Origin of the sequence: Nonomuraea sp. B5E05 (assembly GCF_039880665.1) — a bacterium.
GTDB lineage: Bacteria > Actinomycetota > Actinomycetes > Streptosporangiales > Streptosporangiaceae > Nonomuraea.
In genome coordinates this window covers 456,790-476,353 of the sequence record NZ_JBDPMJ010000004.1, presented here as the reverse complement: position 1 = coordinate 476,353, position 19,564 = coordinate 456,790, and the positions used below count along the sequence as shown (strand labels likewise).

Here is a 19,564-nt window from a genome sequence, read left to right as displayed (position 1 = left end):
GCCTGCGCAGATCGAAGTTACGGAAACAGCGGCGCTGGAACGCCAATGCCGCGACCAGATTCGCCGCTCGGTTGACGGCGTCCAGGGTGGCTTCCAGCGCCGCCGCCTGCTGCGGCGTCGGCAGGAGTTTCACCTGCACCACCAGTTTCATGATCGAACACACTATCAAGAGGTCCACGTCACAGCGCGGGGAAACCCCAACCCGATATCCGCGCTGCGCAACGAGTTTCCGGCCCCCATCCGCCGGTACCTATGGGGTGGCCGGCTCTGGTCCCCCTCGTACGTCTCCGCGTCCTGCGGCGGGCCACCCCTGCCGATCACCAAGAAGTACATCGAGAACCAGAAGCGGCCAGACCGAGCCACCCACACAAACCGGCTGTCAGAGCACCGCTCGGGCCTGGAGGCCCTCCCGCGCTGTCGTTTCCTCCCAGGCGTGTGAACGCCCGGGGTTCCACGCCAGATCACGCTGAACGTGGCCTTGACCGCGCCCTTGGAGACGTCGATCGGAGGGCCGGGGTCGATGCTCACCCTGGCGATGGAGGGGGCCTGAGCCGCCGTCGCGACGGCGGACGCCGAGACGACCGTCCCTGCGGCCAGCACGGTGGCGAGGGCGGCTACATGCGTTGCGGTCCAACGCGGCATTGAGGGTGCCACGTGTGTCACCCCAGTAGACGTGCTCGCGTACGGGAAGGTTGGGGATTCTGACAAACAGTCATAAGTCGGAGTCAAAAGGACCGGCCCGCAACATGTCACCGGTGTCCAGCAGACGGCGGCGCCGAACAAAGACATAATCGAGCTGTGGCGCGCGACACAGTTGAGACTCATTTCACCCAGGCCGTTGCGATGCTTGAGGCGGGCCCCGCCCGAGATCCCGGGCAGCCGGTCCGCGACGGCGTCGCCCTGACCGGCGAGCAGTGCCGCACCCTGTTCCACCGCCAGCTCGACAGCCGGCTGCTCGACATCGCCGCCCGCTGGCTGCGCGCGCAGGACGAGGGATACTACACGATCGGCTCCGCCGGTCACGAGGGCAACGCCGCCGTCGCCGCCGCCCTGCGGCCCGGCGACCCCGCACTGCTCCACTACCGCTCCGGCGCCTTCTACCTCACCAGGTCGGAGCAGGCCGGGCGGCTGCCCGAGCAGGGCATCCGCGATGTGCTGCTGGGCCTGACCGCCGCGGCCGACGAACCGATCGCGGGCGGCAGGCACAAGGTGTTCGGCCATCCCGACCTGGCGGTCATCCCGCAGACCTCGACGATCGCCAGCCACCTGCCCAGAGCCGTCGGCGTGGCGTTCGCGATCGAGCGGGCGCGGGCCCTGGGCGTCAGGTCCGCATGGCCGGAAGACGCGGTCGCCGTCTGCAGCTTCGGCGACGCCTCGATCAACCACGCCAGCGCCCTGTCCGGCTTCAACACCGCCTCCTACGCGACCTACCAGGGGCAGGCGCTGCCCCTGCTGTTCGTGTGCGAGGACAACGGCATCGGCATCAGCGTCCGCACCCCCAAGGGATGGGTGGAGACGGCCGCGCGGCGCCCGGGCATCGCCTACTTCGCCGCCGACGGTTGCGACCTGGCACAGGCCTACGACGTGGCCGTCCGCGCCGCCGAGCACGTACGCGAGCACCGCTCCCCCGCCTTCCTGCACCTGTCGACCGTGCGGCTCATGGGGCACGCCGGCTCCGACGTCGAGTCGGCCTACCGTACGCAGCGCGAGATCAAGGCCGACCTCGCGCGCGACCCGCTGCTGCGGACGGCGGCGCTGCTCGTCGAAGCCGGGCTGGAGACCCCTGAAGGGCTGCTCACCACGTACGAGTCCGCGCGCGAGCACGTGCTGCGGATGGCGAGGGAGACGACGCGCAGCCCGCGCCTCGGCTCGGCCCGCGAGGTCATGGAGCCGATCGCGCCGCGCGACCCCGAGCTGATCGCCAGGATCAGCCCGGTGGCGGCCACCGGCGAGGCCAGGGAGAAGGCGTTCGCCGGGTCGCTGCCGGAGAACGAGCAGCCGCTGACGCTCTGCCAGTCCATCAACCGCACGCTCGCCGACGCGCTGACCGTCTACCCGGAGATGACGGTGCTCGGCGAGGACGTCGCCAAGAAGGGCGGCGTCTACGGCGTGACCAGAGGGTTGCAGAAGCGGTTCGGGGCTGGGCGGGTGTTCGACACGCTGCTCGACGAGCAGGCCGTCCTGGGGCTGGCGCTCGGCTCCGGCGTGTCGGGGCTGTTGCCGGTGCCCGAGATCCAATACCTCGCCTACCTGCACAACGCGCTCGACCAGATCCGCGGGGAGGCCGCCACGCTGTCGTTCTTCTCGCGCGGCAACTACACCAACCCGATGGTGGTGCGGGTGGCCGGTTACGCCTACCAGAAGGGGTTCGGCGGCCACTTCCACAACGACAACGCGGTGGCCGCGCTGCGCGACATCCCGGGGCTGGTCATCGCCTCGCCGTCGCGCCCCGACGACGCCTCGGCCATGCTGCGCACCTGCCTGGCGGCGGCCCGCACGTCCGGGTCGGTCTGCGTCTACCTCGAGCCGATCGCGCTCTACCACACGCGTGACCTGTTCGAGGAGGGCGACGGAGGCTGGCTGGCACCTTACGCGCCGCCCGGTCGCTGGGCCGAGACGCACGTCCCCATCGGGCGTGCCCGCTCCTATGGCGACGGGCGCGACCTGACGATCGTGACGTTCGGCAACGGGGTTCGGATGAGCCTGCGCGCCGCGGTGCGGCTCACCCAGGAGGGTTACGGTTGCCGCGTGCTCGACCTGCGCTGGCTGGCGCCGCTGCCGATGGACGACCTGCTGCGGGCCGCGGAGCTGACCGGCAGCGTGCTGATCGCCGACGAGACCCGCCACTCGGGAGGCGTGTCGGAGGGCGTCGTGGCCGAACTGCTCGACGCCGGCTTCACCGGGTCGATCGCCCGGGTCACCTCGTCCGACAGCTTCGTCCCGCTGGGTGGGGCGGCCGACCACGTGCTGCTCTCGGAGGAGGAGATCGAGCAGGCGGCGCGCAAGCTACTCGGTTGAGCGCGCCACCGCGCCCCTGATGCACTTGGGTTTCGACCAGGCCACGGTCGACGACTGCGAGATGCGCAGGGGCACGCCGACGACAAAGCAGTAGCCGGTGTCCGGGTCGAGGCCCGCGACCCGGGTCGAGGTGGCTCCCTGGGCGAGCGCGGTGATGCGCTGCTCGCCCTCTTTCACCGGAGAACGCTGCAGCACGACGGGATAGCGGCGGGCGCCGGCGGGCAGCGCCCACCGCAGCGTCACCAGCGCTCCCTGGTCCGCCGTCACCTTCAGGGCGCGCGGCGCCAGCGCCGCCACGTCCCGCTCGTCGATGGGCTCGGGCTCGCCGGTGCCCTGCTGGGAGGCCGGCGGCTGGGTGGTCGTAGGCGGGGGCGGGCTCTGCTGGAGCGACAGGTGCACCGCCAGCGCCGTGCCGCCGGCCGCGATGACGGCGATCCCGGCGCCGATCGCCAGGGTTCTCGGCAGCCGCGGCGATCTGGCCGGACCGCCGGGCCCGCCGGTCGCCTGCCCGCCGGTCGCGACCGGGTTGACCGGGCCGGCCGGACCCGTCGCGTGCGGGTCGTGGCGGGGGTAGGACACCGTGGACACCATGGACACAGCCGGCCCCGGGTCCTGGCCCACCAGGTCCGTCACCGGCAGGCCCAGCTCTCCCTGCACCTGCTGCAACGCCCGCGCGAACTCACGTGCGGACGCGTACCGTGCCTCGGGGTGTTTGGACATCGCCCGCAGGATCGTCTCGAAGACCGGCGGCGGCACGTCGGCGCGGTCGAGGGGCGGCGGATCGACGCTGAGCACGCGGTACATCAGCGGCGCGATCGACGGGTCCGTCGCGTTGTGGAAGGCGGGCCGGCCGGCCAGCAGGTGGTAGAGGGTCGAGCCGAGCGAGTAGATGTCGGTCGAGGCGGAGTGGGGGGCGCCGGTGAGCACCTCGGGGGCGGCGTGCAGCGGAGTGAACGCCTGCGCGGTGGCCGAGAGCTCCGCGTTGTCGACGACCCTGGCCACGCCGAAGTCGGCGACGGCGGGTTCGCCGTACCGGGAGATGAGGATGTTCTGCGGCTTGATGTCGCCGTGCAGGACGCCCGCCTCGTGCACGGCGGCCAGCGCGCCGGCCAGCTTGACGCCCGCGCGCAGCGTGTCCTGCACGGGCAGCGGGCCCTCCCTGCGGACCTTGTCGCGCAGCGAGCCGTGCTCGAAGAACTCCATCGCGATGTACGGCTTGCCGGAGCGCGTCACGCCGGTGTCGAAGACGGTCACGACGTTGGGGTGGCCGGTCAGGCGGCCGGTGAGCTGCAGCTCGCGCTGGAACCTGCGCATGGTGCGCTGGTCGACCCGGTCGACGGAGAGCACCTTGAGCGCCGCGATCCGGTCGAGGCGCTCCTGGTAGGCGCGGTAGACGACGGCGAACCCGCCCCGGCCCGCCTCATCGAGCACGCGGTAGCCCGGTGCGTCCTCGACTGGCAGCACGGCACTCCCCCCCTGTCACGGAGCTCGCAGGCGAGTTTAGTGGGGATATGCGAACCTAAAGAGGATTCATGAGGTAAGCGGCGAACGCCACGGACGCGAGCGACACCAGCAGGAAGAAGAACACGTAGAACCCGCCCGGCAGGATCGTCAGCCTAGCGAGCTGGTCGGCGTCGGAGTCACGGGCCTGGCGCCGGTGCCGCTTGCGCTGCAGCTCGATGATCGGGCGGATCCCGCCGAACAGCAGGAACCACACCGCCACCAGGGCCACGACCTGCTGCACCTCGGCCGGCGCGTACATGATCAGGGCGAACACCGCGCCGCCGGTGGCCAGCAGGATCAGGGCGCCGTACAGGTTGCGGATGAGCAGCAGCATGCAGACCAGGAACAGCAGCACGACCCAGATCAGCAGTGTGATGCGGCCCTGCTCGGTCAGCCACGCCGCGGCCAGGCCCAGCAGCGAGGGCGCGAGATAGCCGGCCAGCGCGGTCAGCACCATGCCGGGACCGGTGGGCCTGCCCCTGGTCAGGGTGACACCCGAGGTGTCGGAGTGCAGGCGGATGCCTTCGAGCTTGCGGCGGGTGGCCAGCGCCATCAGCGCGTGGCCGCCCTCGTGGGCGATCGTGATCAGGCCTCTGGACACCTGCCAGGGCAGGCGGAAACCGACGAGCACGAGCGCGGCGAGAGCCGAGACCGCCACGACCCAGGGGTCGGGGTCAGGCTGAACCTCGATCAGGTGGGCCCAGAACTTGTCCATCGAGGGAAAACCCTATCCAGGTAAAGTCATTTCCGTGGCCACAGAACGACATTCTGACGCGGAGGTGCCGGACTGGTGGCGCGGCCTCGGTTTGCCCGGCCTGATCGACCTGCACGTTCACTTCCTGCCCGAACGCATGCAGCGGCGGGTCTGGCACCACTTCCGCCACGGCGGCCCGCTGGTGGGCGACGGCTGGAAGATCGAGTACGAGTGGCCGGTGGAGGAGCGGCTGGCGCGGCTGAGGAAGCTGGGTGTACGCACGTTTCCCGCCCTGGCCTACGCCCACAAACCGGACATGGCCGCCGATCTCAACGCCTGGACCCTCGACTTCGCCCGCCGTACACCGGAATGTCTCCCGTCGGCGACCTTCTACCCCGAGCCTGGAGTCGTGGACTACGTGCGCCGGGCACTCACGGACGGCGCCCGGATCTTCAAGGTGCACCTGCAGGTCGGCGGGTTCGACCCGCGGAGCGAGGAACTGGACGAGGTGTGGGGGCTGCTGGCGGAGGCCGGGGTACCGGTGGTGACGCACGCCAGCTCGGTGCCCGTACCCGGAGGTCACGTCGGCGCGGAGCCGATCGGTCAGGTGCTGCGCCGCCATCCCGGGCTCCGGCTGGTGATCGCGCACCTGGGGATGCCGGAGTACGACCCGTTCTTCGAGCTGGCCGGACGTTACGAACGGGTCGCGCTGGACACCACGATGGCGTTCACCGACTTCGCCGAGCGCGGCATGCCGTTCCCAGCCCGGCTGCGGCCCGCGCTGCTTGATCTCGGCCTCGCGGGGAAGGTGGTGCTCGGCAGTGACTTCCCGACCATCCCTTACTCCTACGCGCACCAGCTCGACGCGCTCGCCCGGCTCGGCCTCGGCGACGCCTGGCTCAGGGCCGTGTGCTGGGACAACGGCGCGGACATGATCTGATGGGAAAGTGAACGATCGGCACGTGGCGCTCATCAGCGCCTTCTACGACGCTCTGGGGCGGGCGGACTTCGCGGCCATGAAGAGCTGCTACCACCCCGAGGTCAGTTTCGGCGACCCCATCTTCCAGGAGGTGGAGGGGCGCGAAAGGGTCATGCGGATGTGGCGGCTGCAGCTCGGCGTCCGCGACGGGCTGAAGTCCGCCTACTGCGACGTGACGGCGGACGACCACAGCGGCACCGCGCACTGGACGAGCCGCTACACGTTCTCGCGGACGCGCCGCGAGGTCGTCAACGAGATCGACGCGCTGTTCCGGTTCGAGGACGGCCTGATCGTCCGCCACCACGACGACTTCGATTTCAGGCGCTGGTCGAAGATGGCGCTCGGCAGGCCGCACGGGCTGCTGTTCGGCTGGACGCCCATGTGGCGCAAGTCCATCAGAGACCGGGCGGTGCAGCAGCTCGAGGAGTTCAGGCTCGCGTAACCGCCGGGAAGGCCGTTTGGAGGGGCATGGCCAGGGTCAGAGGGTTCAGGCGCGGCCCGGACGCGCGCGAGGAGGCGCCCGAGCTCTCCATGGACCCGCGCGCTTCGGAGGAGCCGCCCTACCGGCCGACCGTCATCGACAACGCGATCTACCGCGACGGCGAGCGCGTCGACAACCCGGGCTCGCTCGCCGACGCCTTCGAACGCCTCAAGCAGGAGCCGGGCAGCATGGCCTGGATCGGCCTCTACCGGCCGAAGGAATGGGAGCTGGTCAAGCTCGGCGAGGAGTTCGAGCTGCACGAGCTGGCGCTGGAGGACGCCATCGTCGGCTCCCAGCGGCCCAAGGCCGACCGATACGGCGACACGCTGTTCGTGGTGCTGCGGGCCGCGCGCTACCTCGACGACGTGGAGGAGGTCGCCTTCGGGGAGCTGCACCTCTTCGTCGGCCCCAACTTCGTGATCACCGTACGCCACGCGGAGGCCCCCGACCTGCACGGTGTGCGCCGGCGTATGGAGTCCGACCCCGACCTGCTGCGGCAGGGCCCGCAGGCCGTGCTCTACGCCATCCTCGACACCATCGTCGACGGCTACGCGCCGGTGGTGGCCGGGTTGCAGAAGGACATCGAGGAGATCGAGGTCCAGGTCTTCGGCGGCGACCCCTCGGTCTCCCGCCGCGTCTACGAGCTGTCAGGCGAGGTGATCGAGTTCCAGCGGGCCACGGCGCCGCTGGTCGGGATGATCCACGGGTTCATCGCGGGCGCGGCGAAATACGGCGTGACCAGCGAGCTCGAAAGCTATCTGCGTGACGTGGCCGACCACGCGATCACGGTGGCGGAGCGCATCTCGTCCTTCCGGCAGACGTTGCAGAACATCCTCATCGTCAACTCGACGCTCGTCACGCAGGCGCAGAACGAGGAGATGGCGAGGATGACGGAGGCGAGCATCAGGCAGGGCGAGGAGGTCAAGAAGATCTCCGCCTGGGCCGCCATCCTCTTCGCGCCCACCCTGGTCGGCACCATTTACGGGATGAACTTCGACGTCATGCCCGAAACCCACTGGGCGTTCGGCTACCCGTTCGCCATCCTGCTCATGGCGGCGGTCTGCCTGGTGCTCCACACCGTCTTCAAGCGCCGCGACTGGCTCTGACATCAGGCGGCGCGGTGCGGGGATCCACACCCCTTGCCGTACCTCCGGCAGGCAGCCATCGCGAATCGTTCATCACTTCAGGTGTTCGACGTGTGACAATGAGTGTCATGCCGTCCCCCCGACATGACACGCTCGTCAAACTGTTTCACGACCGCCCTCCACTGGTGGTCGACATCCTCCGCGATCTCATGGGCGTGAACCTGCCCGTCACTCCGCTGATCCGGATAGAGAAGACCACCTTCAACACCCGCCCCTCCGACGACATCGAGGCCGACCTGGTCCTGACCATGGGGCCGCCGCAAAACATCGCGCACGCCGTCATCGTGGAGATCCAGCAGGACAGCTCCAAGGACCCCCGGCAACTGGCCCGCTACGCGGCCTCGCTGTGGCTGATGCTGAAGTGCGATGTCACCGTGCTGGTCATCTGTCCCGACCGCAAAGACGCCATCTACTACGCGGAGCCGACCGACTCCGGGCTGACCGGCTACCGCTTCCAGGCCCGGGTGCTGGGACCGGACGGCATCCCCGCCATCACCGACCCCCAACAGGCCGCCGATCACCTGGACCTCGCGGCCATGTCGGTCATGGTCCACGGTCGCAGCCGCAAGGTCATCGAGGCGTTCGCCACAGCACTGGCCGACACCCCCGACGACCACGCTCCGAAGTACTATGAATACGCCTACAGCATGGCCGCGCCAGAGATCCGGCGCCTCTTGGAGGAAATCATGACGTCCACCGACTGGCCCGTCTACAGCCCCTTCGCCCGCGAACACTACGGCCGCGGCCTCGAAGAGGGCAGAACCGAGGGCAAGGCGGAAGGCAGAACCGAGGGCAAGGCGGAAGGCAGGACCGAGGGCAAGGCGGAAGAGGCAGCCAAGTCGGTGTTGCTCGTGCTGACAGCCCGCGGCGTCGACGTCTCAGAGGACGCCCGCGTCCGGATCACCTCCAGCAGCGACCTGGCCCAGCTCGAAACCTGGCTCACCAGGGCGGCCACCGCCCGAACCCTTCAGGATCTGTTCACCTGAGCCCGCCCCGCTCTGATCTCCTCGGACAGCGGGGCGAGGAGACAGTGAACGTCCAGCGTTCGCGAATCCTGTGGCCTCCACACGGCTTCGAGATGGAGGCCATCGACGTTCCTTCCGGCAGAGCGGTGAGAGTCGCCCCCGCATCCGGAGGGCGACTCACCACGTCGCCGCGACCACCAGGCCGACCACGATCACGCCGACGATGGTGACGCGCCACGCGACCAGCGCCCGCCTGCGCCCTGCGCCGTTCACGGAAGGCTCTCAGGAGTCCTGGCCGAGGCGTTCTTCCAGGCGTTCGAGGCGCTGGACGAACGGCTGGAGTTCCTGACGGATCGCGGCCGCCAGTCTCGCCTGCACCGCCGCCCCGGCCTGAGCGCTCGTTTCGCCCTGCGCCGCGGGGGCCTGGGTCTCGGCGCGCAGATGAACGTATCCGGCCAGGGCCGCCACCACCGCGCGCCGGGTGAGCCGGGGTTCGGCGCCCAGCCCGCGCAGGACCTGGCCGGCGAACCCGTCGGGTTCGGCGACGAGGCCGAGCAGGAGGTGCTCGCAGCCGACGTAGTTGTGGCCGAGGGAGGTGGCCTCGGTGACGGTGAGCTCCAGGGCGTTGGCGGCCTCCGCGCTCAGGGCCAGCGGCGCGTCGCCGTCCGTGGCCGTGGCACCCTCAGGCCGCTGGCGTGACAGGTCGCGCCCGACCTGCTCGGGGTCGATGTCCATGGCGCGCAGCACGTGCAGCGCCAGGTTGGCGCCCTCGCCCAGCATGCCGGCGAGCAGGTGCTGGGTGCCGACGTTCGCGGCTCCGTCGGCCCTGGCCGCCTCCTGGGCCAGCTTGACCACCACGACGCGGGCCCTGGGAGTGAGGTGGGCCAGCGCTCCGCTCGGTTCGTCGAGGTCCTGGGGGATCAGGGCCATCTCCCTGATGGCGGTCACCCGGCGCACCGCCTGCTCCAGAGCACGCTGGCAGATCGCCGACACGGGGACGCCGGCCTGCTTGACGGCCTCGGCGAGGTCGTCGGGAAGGTAAACATTGATCTTAGGCATGACCCCACTATAACCCCAATGGGGTGCTACGCCAATGTCCGATCACGAAGGATCCCTCCGACCGGCCGGCCACATCCCTTCTCGCCCTCGCATGACCGAGAAGCGGGCCGCGGCGCCGGCCTGCGTCAGGCGGCGGACGCGCAGCGGGCTCACCCCGCGCGGGGGTGAGCCCGAGTCCTGGACGATCCGGTGGCGCGTGGAGAAGCCACGGGCTGCGGGCCCGGGCAAAGAGGAGTGCCGGGTGCCCTTCGACCTGCGATCGCACACTTATGGTGAACATCCGCCACGCTCCGTACCACTGACGCCGGGCACGATCGTGCGGCCGCCCAGGGCACCGACGTCACGATCGTCTCCCCCGTCATGTGCACCCTTCCGGTGTGTCGGTCGTCACCTGTTATCACCCGACACGCCGTTCTGCTTTCACGGTGGCGCTTCCCAGATGTCCGGCGGGGGTCAGCGCAGGAGGAGGCGGTTGCGCAGGCGGGTGGTGAGCGGGGTCCCGGCGCGGACGGCTCTGCGGATGGCGTCGCTGCGCTGCCAGGCCGCGGTGGCGGCGGCGTCGGTGACGTCGCCGGGTGCGTACCGGACGTAGTTGGAAATTTCGGCCAACGGCCGAAGGTGTGCGGAAATATCGCCTGAATGGCGGATGATGACCTCTTCGGCCGTCAGCGCGGGCTCTCCCTTCAACCCCAGGTCGTCGCACGTCTGCCGCCACGCGCCGAGCACCCGCGGGCCGGGCCCCTCGGCCCTGCGGCGGCTGTGCCTGCGCCACCACGGCAGGATCGCCGCCACGGCCGCGTACACGACCAGCAGCCCGCCACCGGCCGCCGCCGCGAGCAGCCACGGGTCCCGGCCGCTCGCGGGCCGCTCGCCCTCGCCCGCGGGCTGCGGCCGGGACGTTCTGGGCCGGTCGCTCCCGCCCTGCGACAGCTCGCCCGCCAGCGCCTCGCTCTCCTCGATGGCCGAGGAGACGACGTCGTGGTCGTCCTTGGCGCCGCTGCGTCCCGGCGTGGGGTAGAACGGCCGCCAGCCGAGCCGGTCGAATTTGATCTCCGCCCACGCCATCACGTGTCCAGATTTAACGTGATACACCCCGTCGGACTTCTCCCCCGGCCGGAAACCCACGACCACCCGCGACGGCAGGCCGAGCGTCCTGGCCATGAGCGCGAACGTTGCAGCGAACTGCTCCGACGTCCCCCTGTGCGTGGTCCGCAGGAAGAACTCGAGCCCCTTGAGCGAGTGCCCCGGAGGAGCGGTGACGTCGTAGGAGGCGTTGGTCCGCAGGTAGGTCTGGAGCCGGTACGCCTGCCTGATCGGCGTGTCGGCACCCTCGGTCGCCTCCTGGGCGAGCCCGCGGAACAACCTCCGCTGCGGCCCCTCGGGGAACGCGGTCAGGCTCGCGTCGTCCGCCGGGGTGGCGTCCAGCAGGTCCTGCTTGGCGGGCCTGGCCACCCGCGAGGTCACCTCGTAGCTGAACCCCTTGCCCGGTGCGGCGGCGGCCAGCAACGCTCCGCTGTCCGGGTCGACCGCCAGCCCGCCCACCCCGCCGACCTCCTCGGGCCGCTCGGCGGCCGGCAACCAGCTGCCCGGCAACCCGCCGAAGGTCACGGTCTGGCGTACGACGTCCGCCCTGCCCGTCCACTCCCCCTCCGGGACCCGGCCGCCGGTCGGCCGGAAGCGCGCGCCGGACGTCCACCGTACGCCGTCGTACCGGTCGAGCACGGCCAGCCGCCAGTTGAGCGGCTGGTCCGCCTTTACGGTGAACAGGTCCCTGTCGGGGATCTGCAGCCACGCCGAGACCCGGTCGAGCGGGCTGACGCTGTCCACGCGTACGGGCGGCGGCAGGCCGGCGTCCTCCCGAGGGTTGTACGGGTGCGCGGCCACGGGCAGCAGCGGGCCCGCGACCAGCGCCAGGGCGGCCAGCGCCGCGGCGGCGGGGACGCCTCCCAGCAGCCAGGCCGCGGGGCGGTTCTCGCGGACGAGGGCCAGGGCCGCGATGAGCACGAGGAGTGCCGCCGCGACCGGCAGGTTCGATCCGGCGCCGTCGACGCCCAGGAGGAGCGCGACGCCGTACACGACGAGGGCGGGGACGGCGGCGGCGATCCTGGTCCTGGTGCGGGCCAGCGTCTCGGCGCCGACGGTGGCCGCCGCCCACACCAGCGTGTGGACCAGCACCAGCAGCCGTGGCTCCGGCTGGGCGGGCAGGAGGGTGGTGAGCAGGGCGTGCCACGCGTTCGCCACGTCGGCGAACAGGGCCGGTTGCGGGCCGCCGTACAGGAGGACGGCGCCGGCGAACCACAGGACCAGGTCGATCGCCAGGGCCAGCCACAGGGGACGCCTGCCGGTGAGCGCCGCCACGGCGGGGGGCGCGGCCGCGGCGGGCACGACGGCCATGAGCAGTTCCGCGCCGGGGAAGACCCGGTGGAACCCCCACCCGGCGACGCCCGCGACGGCCGCCACCAGCACCAGCCCGGCCGCCCGCCGCCACCCTGCGGCGCCGACCATCGGGCCGACCATCGGGCCGACCATCGGGCCGACCATCGGGCCGATCATCGGGCCGGCCGGTGAGGGTGCGGCGCCGCGGTGGCGGCTCATGGGGATCCCCATACGTACGGGAGCGCGTCCAGCGACGGCATCGGCAGGAGCGTGACCCCGGGGACGTTCACCGGCCCCTGACCCGTGTACACGCAGATGACGCGGTCGAAGCGGCGCCGCACCCCGGCCAGGCGGGCCGCCTCCGACGGGTCCGCGGTGACGAGCACGAGGGAGCCCCCGCCGCGCGCCACGCGGATCACCTCCGTGACCGCCGCCGTACCCGCCTGGACGAGGGCGAGCCGGTCCAGGACCGTCTCCGGGCCGGCTCTGACGTCCAGGAGGGGGCCTTCGCCGGTGAGGACGCGTACGGGGAAGCCCGCCTGGGCGGCGGCCAGCGCGACGGACGCGGCCGCGTCGACGGCCGGCTCCGTGAGGCCGCGCGTGTCGAGCACCACCGTGGTGGTGGGCAGGCCGGCGTCGATGAGCCGGCGGACCATGAGGGTCCCGGTGCGGGCGCTGGAACGCCAGTGGATGTGGCGCAGGTCGTCGCCGACGACGTACTCGCGCAGGGTGTGGAAGGTGACGGTGCCGCTGGGCGCGTTGTCGCCCGCGGGGCCTTCCAGGTGGTGCGCCCTGCCGGACGGCGGGACGGGGAGCGTGACGGTGCGGGGGCGGACGAGGAGGGCGGCGGGCCGGCCGTACTCCCTGACGCGCCGCGTGAGGCCGAACGGGTCGGCGCGCACGAGGCGCAGCGGGCCCACCGGGATCTCGCCGCGGACGTCCGTGGGCAGCGGGTACGAGACCGTGCGCCCGGCGTTCCTGGGCAGCCGGGGCAGGTCGACCGTGTGCTCCGACGCGCCGATGCGGTCCTGCGCGCGCAGCCCGGACAGGCCGCGCCGGCCGAGGTTGCGTACGTTCAGCACGGCCACGGCGGCGTCCCCGCGCGGCACCTTGAGCGGCGCGACCTCGCGGCTGACCGCCAGCCTGGGCTTCGGAGCGGTCCAGGCGAGCGCGGCGCCCAGCGCGAGCAGCCCTCCGGTGGCGAGCACGACGGGCTCCGGGTAGCCGAGGGCGAACCCCGCCACGTACAGCACCACGGACCCGGCGAGCGTGCCCCAGCCCAGCGGGGTGAGCACGGCCGTGGCCCGTCTCCAGCGGCCCGGCGACGGCGCCGCCGCAGGCGCGGGCGGCACCTACGCCGCCTGCGGCACCGGCATCCCGGCGAGGATCTCGCCGAGCGCCGCCGCTGTGGTGACCTCGCGCAGCTCCGCCTCGGGCGTGAGGATCAGGCGGTGCGCGAGCACCGGTACGGCCAGTGCTTTGACGTCCTCGGGGACGACGTAGTGGCGTCCGGCGGCGGCGGCCTTGACCCTGGCCGCGCGCAGCAGCGCGAGACTGCCACGAGGGCTGGCGCCGAGCCGCAGGTGCGGGCTGATCCTGGTGGCGGCGCACACCGCCACGATGTAGTCGTAGACGGGGTCGGCCACGTGGATGCGCGAGGCGAAGTCGATCATCCCGGACACGTCCGACGCCCGCGCCACCACGGGCAGCCGCTCGACCTGCGGCCCGGTCGGCATGCCCTTGAGCACCTCGACCTCGGAGACGTGGTCGGGGTAGCCGACGGAGATCTTCATCAGGAACCGGTCGAGCTGGGCCTCGGGCAGCGGGTACGTGCCGTCCATGTCGACGGGGTTCTGCGTGGCCACCACCAGGAACGGACGGGGCACCGGATGCGGCTCGGCGTCCACCGTGACCCTGCGCTCCTCCATGACCTCCAGCAGCGCCGCCTGGGTCTTCGGCGAGGCGCGGTTGATCTCGTCGGCGAGCACGATGTTCGCGAAGACGGGCCCGTGGTGGAACTCGAACTTCTGGTGCGCCTGGTTGAAGATCGACACGCCGGTGATGTCGCTCGGCAGCAGGTCGGGGGTGAACTGGATGCGCCGCCACTCGGCGTCCACGCTGGCGGCGACGCACCGGGCGAGCGTGGTCTTGCCGGTGCCCGGCACGTCCTCGACGAGCAGGTGCCCCTCGGAGAACAGGCAGATCAGGGCCAGCTCGATGGCCTCGTGCTTGCCGCGGATGATGCGCTCGATGTTGGCGGCGAGCAGCTGGAAGCGCTGGGCGAACTGGCCGGCCAGCTGGGCCGGTTGCTGCGGCGGCTGCTGGTACGGCTGCACCGTCTGCTCGACCTGGTCCTGGTGGTTGTACTGGGTCAACTGAGTCCCCTTCTCAGTCGGTGCACTCGTAGAGCGGCGCGGCCGGGAACCCGCCGCGCGGTGTGGCCATCAGGGTGTCACTGATGTAGGCGGTGCCCCCGTTCCACTCGATCCTGTCCCAGATGTCACTGGTCTCCCCGGTCTGGTCCTCGCGCACCGACTTGCCCTTGACCTGGCAGATCACCGTCAGGTTCAGATATTTGCCCTTCTCGATCTTCCCGATCTGGCAATCGCCCGTGGGACACGAATTGATCTTCGAATTGGTCTGGTCGTTGTTGGCGTTCTTGTAGGAGTGCTTCGGGTACGCCAGGTCGACCTCGGTCGTGACCACGTCCGGGCTCTCCCCCGCCGCGTTCCTGGCCTTGAGCTTGAACGTGTGCTTCTGGTCGTTCTTCAGCCCGTCCACGGTGTGCGACGTGCCGGTGACGCGGGCGGTCGCGGCGCCGGTCAGCTCATAGGTGATGCCTTCACCGGCGTTCGCGGGGGCGGTCCAGCTCAGCTGGGCGCCCCGGTTCCTGGCCTTGGCGGTGAACCCCGACGGCGAGCCGGGCGCCACGCACGGCTTGATCCCCGCGCTCGGCTCCGACTCGACCTCGCCGCCCTGCCAGTGCGCGACCACCACGAACGTGTACTCGTCCGCGCAGTCGCCGCCGGTGAACTCGAACCGGTAGGGCCCGCCGGCGTCGACGGATCCGGGGACGGAGTCGCCGCCGCCCGACGCCTTCAGCGTGTACCGCTCGACCTCGCCGCCGGTGGACGGGCTGAAGTTCACCGTCACCTTGCCGGGGCCCGACCTGGCGCTCACGGCACCGGGCGCTGACGGCGCGCTGGGCGTGGGCCTCGGACTCCTGGTCGGGGTGGGCGTGGGCCTTCTCGTGGGCTCGCGCGTCGGGCCGGACGTGGGCCGTTCCTCCCGCGTCCGCGTGGGGCGGGGGTCGGCGCCGGTCTCCTCGACCGGCTCGGGGCGGGTGTCAGTGCGCGTCGGCTCGGGACGCGGCGTCTTCGGCCTGGGCGTGCTGGTCGGCCCGGGTACGTCGGAGTCGTCCTTGTCGATGTCGTGCTCACGGCCTTCGGGGTCGATGACGACGGCCTTGTCGCCGTTCTCGTCGTTCGCCCAGAGCAGGCCGTCCTTGACGAACACGTCCACCGGGCCGGGCCTCTCGGCCACCTGCAGCGTGGTGGGCCGGCCCCCCGCGGCGCTGTCCCAGACGATCAGCGCGCCGGTGCTCTCGTCGGGCACGTACACCTTGGAGCCGAGCATCTGCGGCACCCCGAGCCTGGTGGGGTCGTCGGTGGCGAACTTGGTGCTGAGCACCGAGTTGGACGCGGTGTCGATCACTACGAGCAGCCCCGAGTCGCCGGCCGAGAGCACCGGCACCAGCGGACCCTCGGTCCTGGCCGGGGTGAGGGCGCCGCCCTTGGCGGCCCTGGCGACGTCCTTGGGCAGGACGATCTCGCCCACGCCGCCGTCGGCGCCGACGATCGTGGCGGTGGCGGCCCGGGTGTTGACCACGACGGGCAGGCCGCCGGCGATCGTGACCGACAGTTCCTCGCCCGGCTCGCCGACCTTGAGCGGGCTCGCCGCGACGCCCTGCGACACCGGCACCACCTCGCCCCTGGCGGTCACCGGCACCCACAGCCGGCCGCCGCCGTCGATGCGGGCGGGCCCGAGCGGCCCCGGCAGGGTGATGGGGGCGCCGACGGAGTTGAGCGTGGCCGGGTCGATCTGCTGGATCCGGCCCGACGCCGGATCCACGGCGTATCCCGCCGTGCCGGACACGGCCAGTTGCAGCCCCGCCGCGCCGAAGTCGCGGGTCTGGGCGACACTGAGCTGGCTGGGCTCGACGCGGCTGACGTAGCCGGTGCCGTCGTCGACGAGCAGCACGTTGCCGCCGTCCTGCACGACCCGGAGCTGACGGCCCGCCTTGTCGTCGAGATAGCCGTCGACCTCTCCTGACAGGCCGTTGACGTGCACGACCCTGCCCTTGGCCTTGGTCCAGAGCCACGCGCCGACGTCGGCCAGCTTGGGGTTGGCGCTGGACACGCCCACGCCGAACCACGCCGCCGCCGCGACCAGGCATGTGCCCACCACGGAGGCGATCACCGCCGTGCCCCGATCCCCTCGGAGCATGCGCGTCCGCACCGCTAACTCACCCCGTATGCACAGTTACAGAGCGTTTTGCCCCCGCCTTACCGGGCATCACCTTAGCGCTCAGGCGCCGCTTGTGCGTATGTACTCGCTGGTACTGGCATGGGTTCGGCAGGAGACGGCGGAGAGTGTCGGTGCGAAGCCGTACCTTAGTCCCCGTGCCAGAACAGCCTCTGACCCTCGACGCCGTCCTCACCGACGAGGCGGTCCTGTCGACCTACCGCCGCATGTTCGCCGCGCTGGCCCGCGACAGCGGGGCGGTGGTCGACGATCCGGCCCTGGTCGACATCGCCGAGACGTTGTTCGCCGCGTTCGCCGAGGCGGGCGAGGAGTGGCTGACGCACGAGCAGATGCGCTTCGCCTGCCGGGCCTACCCCACCGACCAGTTCGACAACCGGCTGCGGGTGCTCAAGGGGCTCGGGGCGATCCGCGAGGTGTTCCCCAAGCCCAACCAGCTGCGTTATCGGGCGTCGTTCACCAGCGTGGTCGGGTTGATGTTCATCCGGCGGATGATGGACGACGGCGGCCAGTCGGAGATGCACCGGCTGCTCGCGCTCGAAGACCTCAACGTCGCAGACCCGCGCACCACGATGGAGGAGGCCAGGCAAAGCGCGGTCAACCTGACGCGGGCGTTCCGGCTGTGGGCGCTGGAGCTGATCACGCTCACCATGGGCACCATCGAGGAGCTGCGCGAGCAGGCGCCCAAGCTGTGGGGCACCGAGGAGATCGCGCGGCGCGCGCAGGGGCTGCACGGCACGATCCTGACCCGCTGGCCGGAGCTCGACCGGGTCTGCACCGACCTGCGCGCGGCGATCTACGCCTACAGCGACGCCTCGCGCCGGGCCGCCGGGCGGCTGGCCGACTCCGCGGGCACCACGCGCAACCTGACGCTGCTGCCGACCGAGACGTGGCGCACGTTCGCGCAGACCGCCTCCAGGGAGCAGCTGGCGGCGGTGCTCGACGGGTTCGTCTTCGACGCGCCCGCGCCCTGGCACGATCCCGCCGCCATCGCCCGCGCCGTCGACGAGGCGCCGCGGCCCGCGCCCGCCCAGCCCACTCCCCCGCGTTCCAACCTGCCCGACCCCGGGCCCGGCGACGCGCTCGACACCTCACCCGACGCGGCCACGGAGCGGCTGACGCAGGTCGCCGAGTCGCTGCTGGGCGACGCCTCCCGGGTGGCGCTGGCCGACGTGCTCGGCTGCGACTGGCCGTCGGCGCGCCGCGTGCTCGCCGACCTGACGACGCTCGACCTGCGGCCCGAGCTGCCCTACCGGCTGACGTGGGCCGACGGGCTCACCATCGCCCCGGAGCGCGAGCCCGCCTGGTTGTCCCACGGCTATCTGGAGCGCGCCCGATGACCGAGGACGCGGCGATGGCGCACGTGCTGGCGCGATCCACCGGGCCGCTGTGGCTGAGGGCAGGGGTCGTCCCGCCGCCGGGGATGGCGCGCCTGACGCGCCCCGACTCCACCGGGCAGGCGCTGCCGGTGTGGCCCGACGGGGTGACGCCGTCCCTGCTGGACGAGCACCAGGTCGCTCCCCTGCCCGTGGAGCGCTCCGGAGAGACCCGGCGGGTGCTCGCCGCCGTGCTCAAGTGTTGCTGGACCGACCTGTCCGCCGACCCGTGGCCGGGCCGTCCGGCGCCGGTGGAGCTGGTGCTCGACACCTACCGCGCGCTGATCGGCCGCACCGACGACCTGATGCGCAACTGGGCGGTCGGCGCGCTGCGGCGCCTGCACGACTCGGCCTGGATCGTCATGGACGACGGCGTCGTCTGCCCGGGCCCGCGCTGTGCTCTCTGGCCCGTCGAGTCGCATGTCCAGCTGCAGGAGCTGGTCCGGCGGCTGCCCGAGCCCGAGCGCCCCGAGCTGACCGTGGTGGGCGACGCCGACATCGTGGCCGCCGCCTCGGAGGGCGCGCCGGCGCCGGTGGCGGGGCCGGGAGGCCGGGTCGAGGCAGGCGCGGCGGAGTTCGACGACCTGCTGAGCGGCTACGACGAGCGGCGGCGGGCGGAGCTGGTGGCGGCGTTCATGGTGGTGGAGCACGCGGCCGAGCCGGTGCAGGAGGCTCGCTTCGCCGCCCTGCGCGACCCGGCACTGCGGCACACGCTGGGCGAGATGCTGGCCCGGCGCGGCCGCACCCTCGTCCAGCACCGCGAACGCTGGATCTCCGGCTACGACGACGCCTGCGCCGCCGCCCTCACCCTGTCCACTCCGGGCATCGGGATCGGCGACGTCACCGGCGTCGGAGACGCGCACCTCGCTGAAGTCACGCATCTCCGTGAAGGCGCGGGCCACAGCGAAGCGACCCCAGGTGAGCAGGCCCGCGACGAGACGACCGAAGGCGAGACGACTCCAGGTCACGCGGCCCAAGGTCAGGCGGCCCAAGGTCAGGCGGCCCCAGGGAAGGCGATCCGACGCCAAGCGGGGGCGCGGCTCGGGGTGAGCGAGCGGGCGGTGCTGACGCTCGTCCTGGTGCACTCCGTGGCGATCCCGAGAGCCGAAGGGCTGCTGCCCGAGGACAGCTGGCTGTCACCGCACCCCACGCCGGTCGACGAACTGCGCCGCCACACCCAGCTGCCGATCGGCGAGCTGGAGGCGGCGTTGCGGGCGCTGCGGCACGCGGGGCTGCTGGGCCAGGTGAAGGCCGGTGAGGAGGCGGGCGGCTACGTGCCGGGGCCGCAGTTCCACCGGCTCACCCCGGCGGCTCGGCGCCGCCTGCAGGAGGAGCTGATCCTGGCCGCCGGGCCGAGCACCCCGCTGGCGGCGGCCGTACGCGCGCGCAGGTCAGCACGGTGAAGATGACGGATGGAAGGGCAACG

14 protein-coding genes are annotated in these 19,564 nt (G+C 71.8%); 7 read left to right on the top strand and 7 right to left on the bottom strand.

Annotation, left to right across the window (positions count from 1 at the left end; genetic code table 11):
• Positions 1-843: 843 nt before the first annotated feature.
• Entirely contained in the window at positions 844-3,018 is a 2,175-nt protein-coding gene (locus ABGB01_RS10955; protein WP_347772912.1) for a thiamine pyrophosphate-dependent enzyme, read from the top strand.
• Here the strand turns inward: ABGB01_RS10955 and ABGB01_RS10950 are convergent.
• Together ABGB01_RS10950 and ABGB01_RS10945 are read right to left on the bottom strand one after the other, a co-directional pair.
• The gene (locus ABGB01_RS10950; RefSeq protein WP_347772910.1) at positions 3,007-4,482 is read right to left on the bottom strand and encodes a protein kinase; all 1,476 of its coding nucleotides are present in this window, start codon (positions 4,480-4,482) and stop codon (positions 3,007-3,009) included. The genes ABGB01_RS10955 and ABGB01_RS10950 overlap by 12 nt on opposite strands.
• Before the next feature lie 55 nt (positions 4,483-4,537).
• Positions 4,538-5,236: a M50 family metallopeptidase gene (locus ABGB01_RS10945; protein ID WP_347772908.1), complete on the bottom strand. Its 699-nt coding sequence runs from the start codon at positions 5,234-5,236 to the stop codon at positions 4,538-4,540.
• 34 nt (positions 5,237-5,270) lie between these two features.
• On the opposite strand from ABGB01_RS10945, the gene ABGB01_RS10940 reads away from it, so the two are divergent.
• The 4 genes from ABGB01_RS10940 (at position 5,271) to ABGB01_RS10925 (ending at position 8,806) form a co-directional block, all read left to right on the top strand.
• The gene (locus ABGB01_RS10940) at positions 5,271-6,155 is read left to right on the top strand and encodes an amidohydrolase family protein (RefSeq protein WP_347772906.1); all 885 of its coding nucleotides are present in this window, start codon (positions 5,271-5,273) and stop codon (positions 6,153-6,155) included.
• Positions 6,156-6,162: 7 nt separating this feature from the next.
• Entirely contained in the window at positions 6,163-6,636 is a 474-nt protein-coding gene (locus ABGB01_RS10935) for a nuclear transport factor 2 family protein (RefSeq protein WP_347772904.1), read from the top strand.
• Between the two features lie 26 nt (positions 6,637-6,662).
• Positions 6,663-7,781 carry a magnesium and cobalt transport protein CorA gene (locus ABGB01_RS10930; protein ID WP_347772902.1) on the top strand — a complete coding sequence of 373 codons (1,119 nt, stop codon included), beginning with the start codon at positions 6,663-6,665 and terminating at the stop codon, positions 7,779-7,781.
• A gap of 107 nt (positions 7,782-7,888) precedes the next feature.
• On the top strand, positions 7,889-8,806 hold the full coding sequence (locus tag ABGB01_RS10925) for a hypothetical protein (RefSeq protein ID WP_347772900.1): 918 nt from the start codon (positions 7,889-7,891) through the stop codon (positions 8,804-8,806).
• 261 nt (positions 8,807-9,067) lie between these two features.
• On the opposite strand, the gene ABGB01_RS10920 is transcribed toward ABGB01_RS10925, so the two are convergent.
• The 5 genes from ABGB01_RS10920 to ABGB01_RS10900 all read right to left on the bottom strand — a co-directional run bounded on the left by ABGB01_RS10920 (position 9,068) and on the right by ABGB01_RS10900 (position 16,726).
• Positions 9,068-9,844: a Clp protease N-terminal domain-containing protein gene (locus tag ABGB01_RS10920; protein WP_347772898.1), complete on the bottom strand. Its 777-nt coding sequence runs from the start codon at positions 9,842-9,844 to the stop codon at positions 9,068-9,070.
• Positions 9,845-10,297: 453 nt separating this feature from the next.
• Positions 10,298-12,439: a DUF3488 and transglutaminase-like domain-containing protein gene (locus ABGB01_RS10915; RefSeq protein WP_347772896.1), complete on the bottom strand. Its 2,142-nt coding sequence runs from the start codon at positions 12,437-12,439 to the stop codon at positions 10,298-10,300.
• Entirely contained in the window at positions 12,436-13,572 is a 1,137-nt protein-coding gene (locus tag ABGB01_RS10910; RefSeq protein ID WP_347772894.1) for a DUF58 domain-containing protein, read from the bottom strand. The genes ABGB01_RS10915 and ABGB01_RS10910 overlap by 4 nt, the downstream gene beginning before the upstream one ends.
• Positions 13,573-14,595, bottom strand: coding sequence for a MoxR family ATPase (locus ABGB01_RS10905; RefSeq protein ID WP_347772892.1), 1,023 nt, complete (start codon positions 14,593-14,595; stop codon positions 13,573-13,575).
• A gap of 13 nt (positions 14,596-14,608) precedes the next feature.
• Positions 14,609-16,726, bottom strand: coding sequence for a hypothetical protein (locus tag ABGB01_RS10900; protein ID WP_347772890.1), 2,118 nt, complete (start codon positions 16,724-16,726; stop codon positions 14,609-14,611).
• Positions 16,727-16,902: 176 nt separating this feature from the next.
• Here ABGB01_RS10900 and ABGB01_RS10895 point away from each other — a divergent pair, with 176 nt between their 5' ends.
• The gene (locus ABGB01_RS10895; protein ID WP_347772888.1) at positions 16,903-18,102 is read left to right on the top strand and encodes a hypothetical protein; all 1,200 of its coding nucleotides are present in this window, start codon (positions 16,903-16,905) and stop codon (positions 18,100-18,102) included.
• Positions 18,099-19,541: a hypothetical protein gene (locus ABGB01_RS10890; protein WP_347772886.1), complete on the top strand. Its 1,443-nt coding sequence runs from the start codon at positions 18,099-18,101 to the stop codon at positions 19,539-19,541. Before ABGB01_RS10895 ends, ABGB01_RS10890 begins: the two co-directional genes overlap by 4 nt.
• Positions 19,542-19,564: the final 23 nt, after the last annotated feature.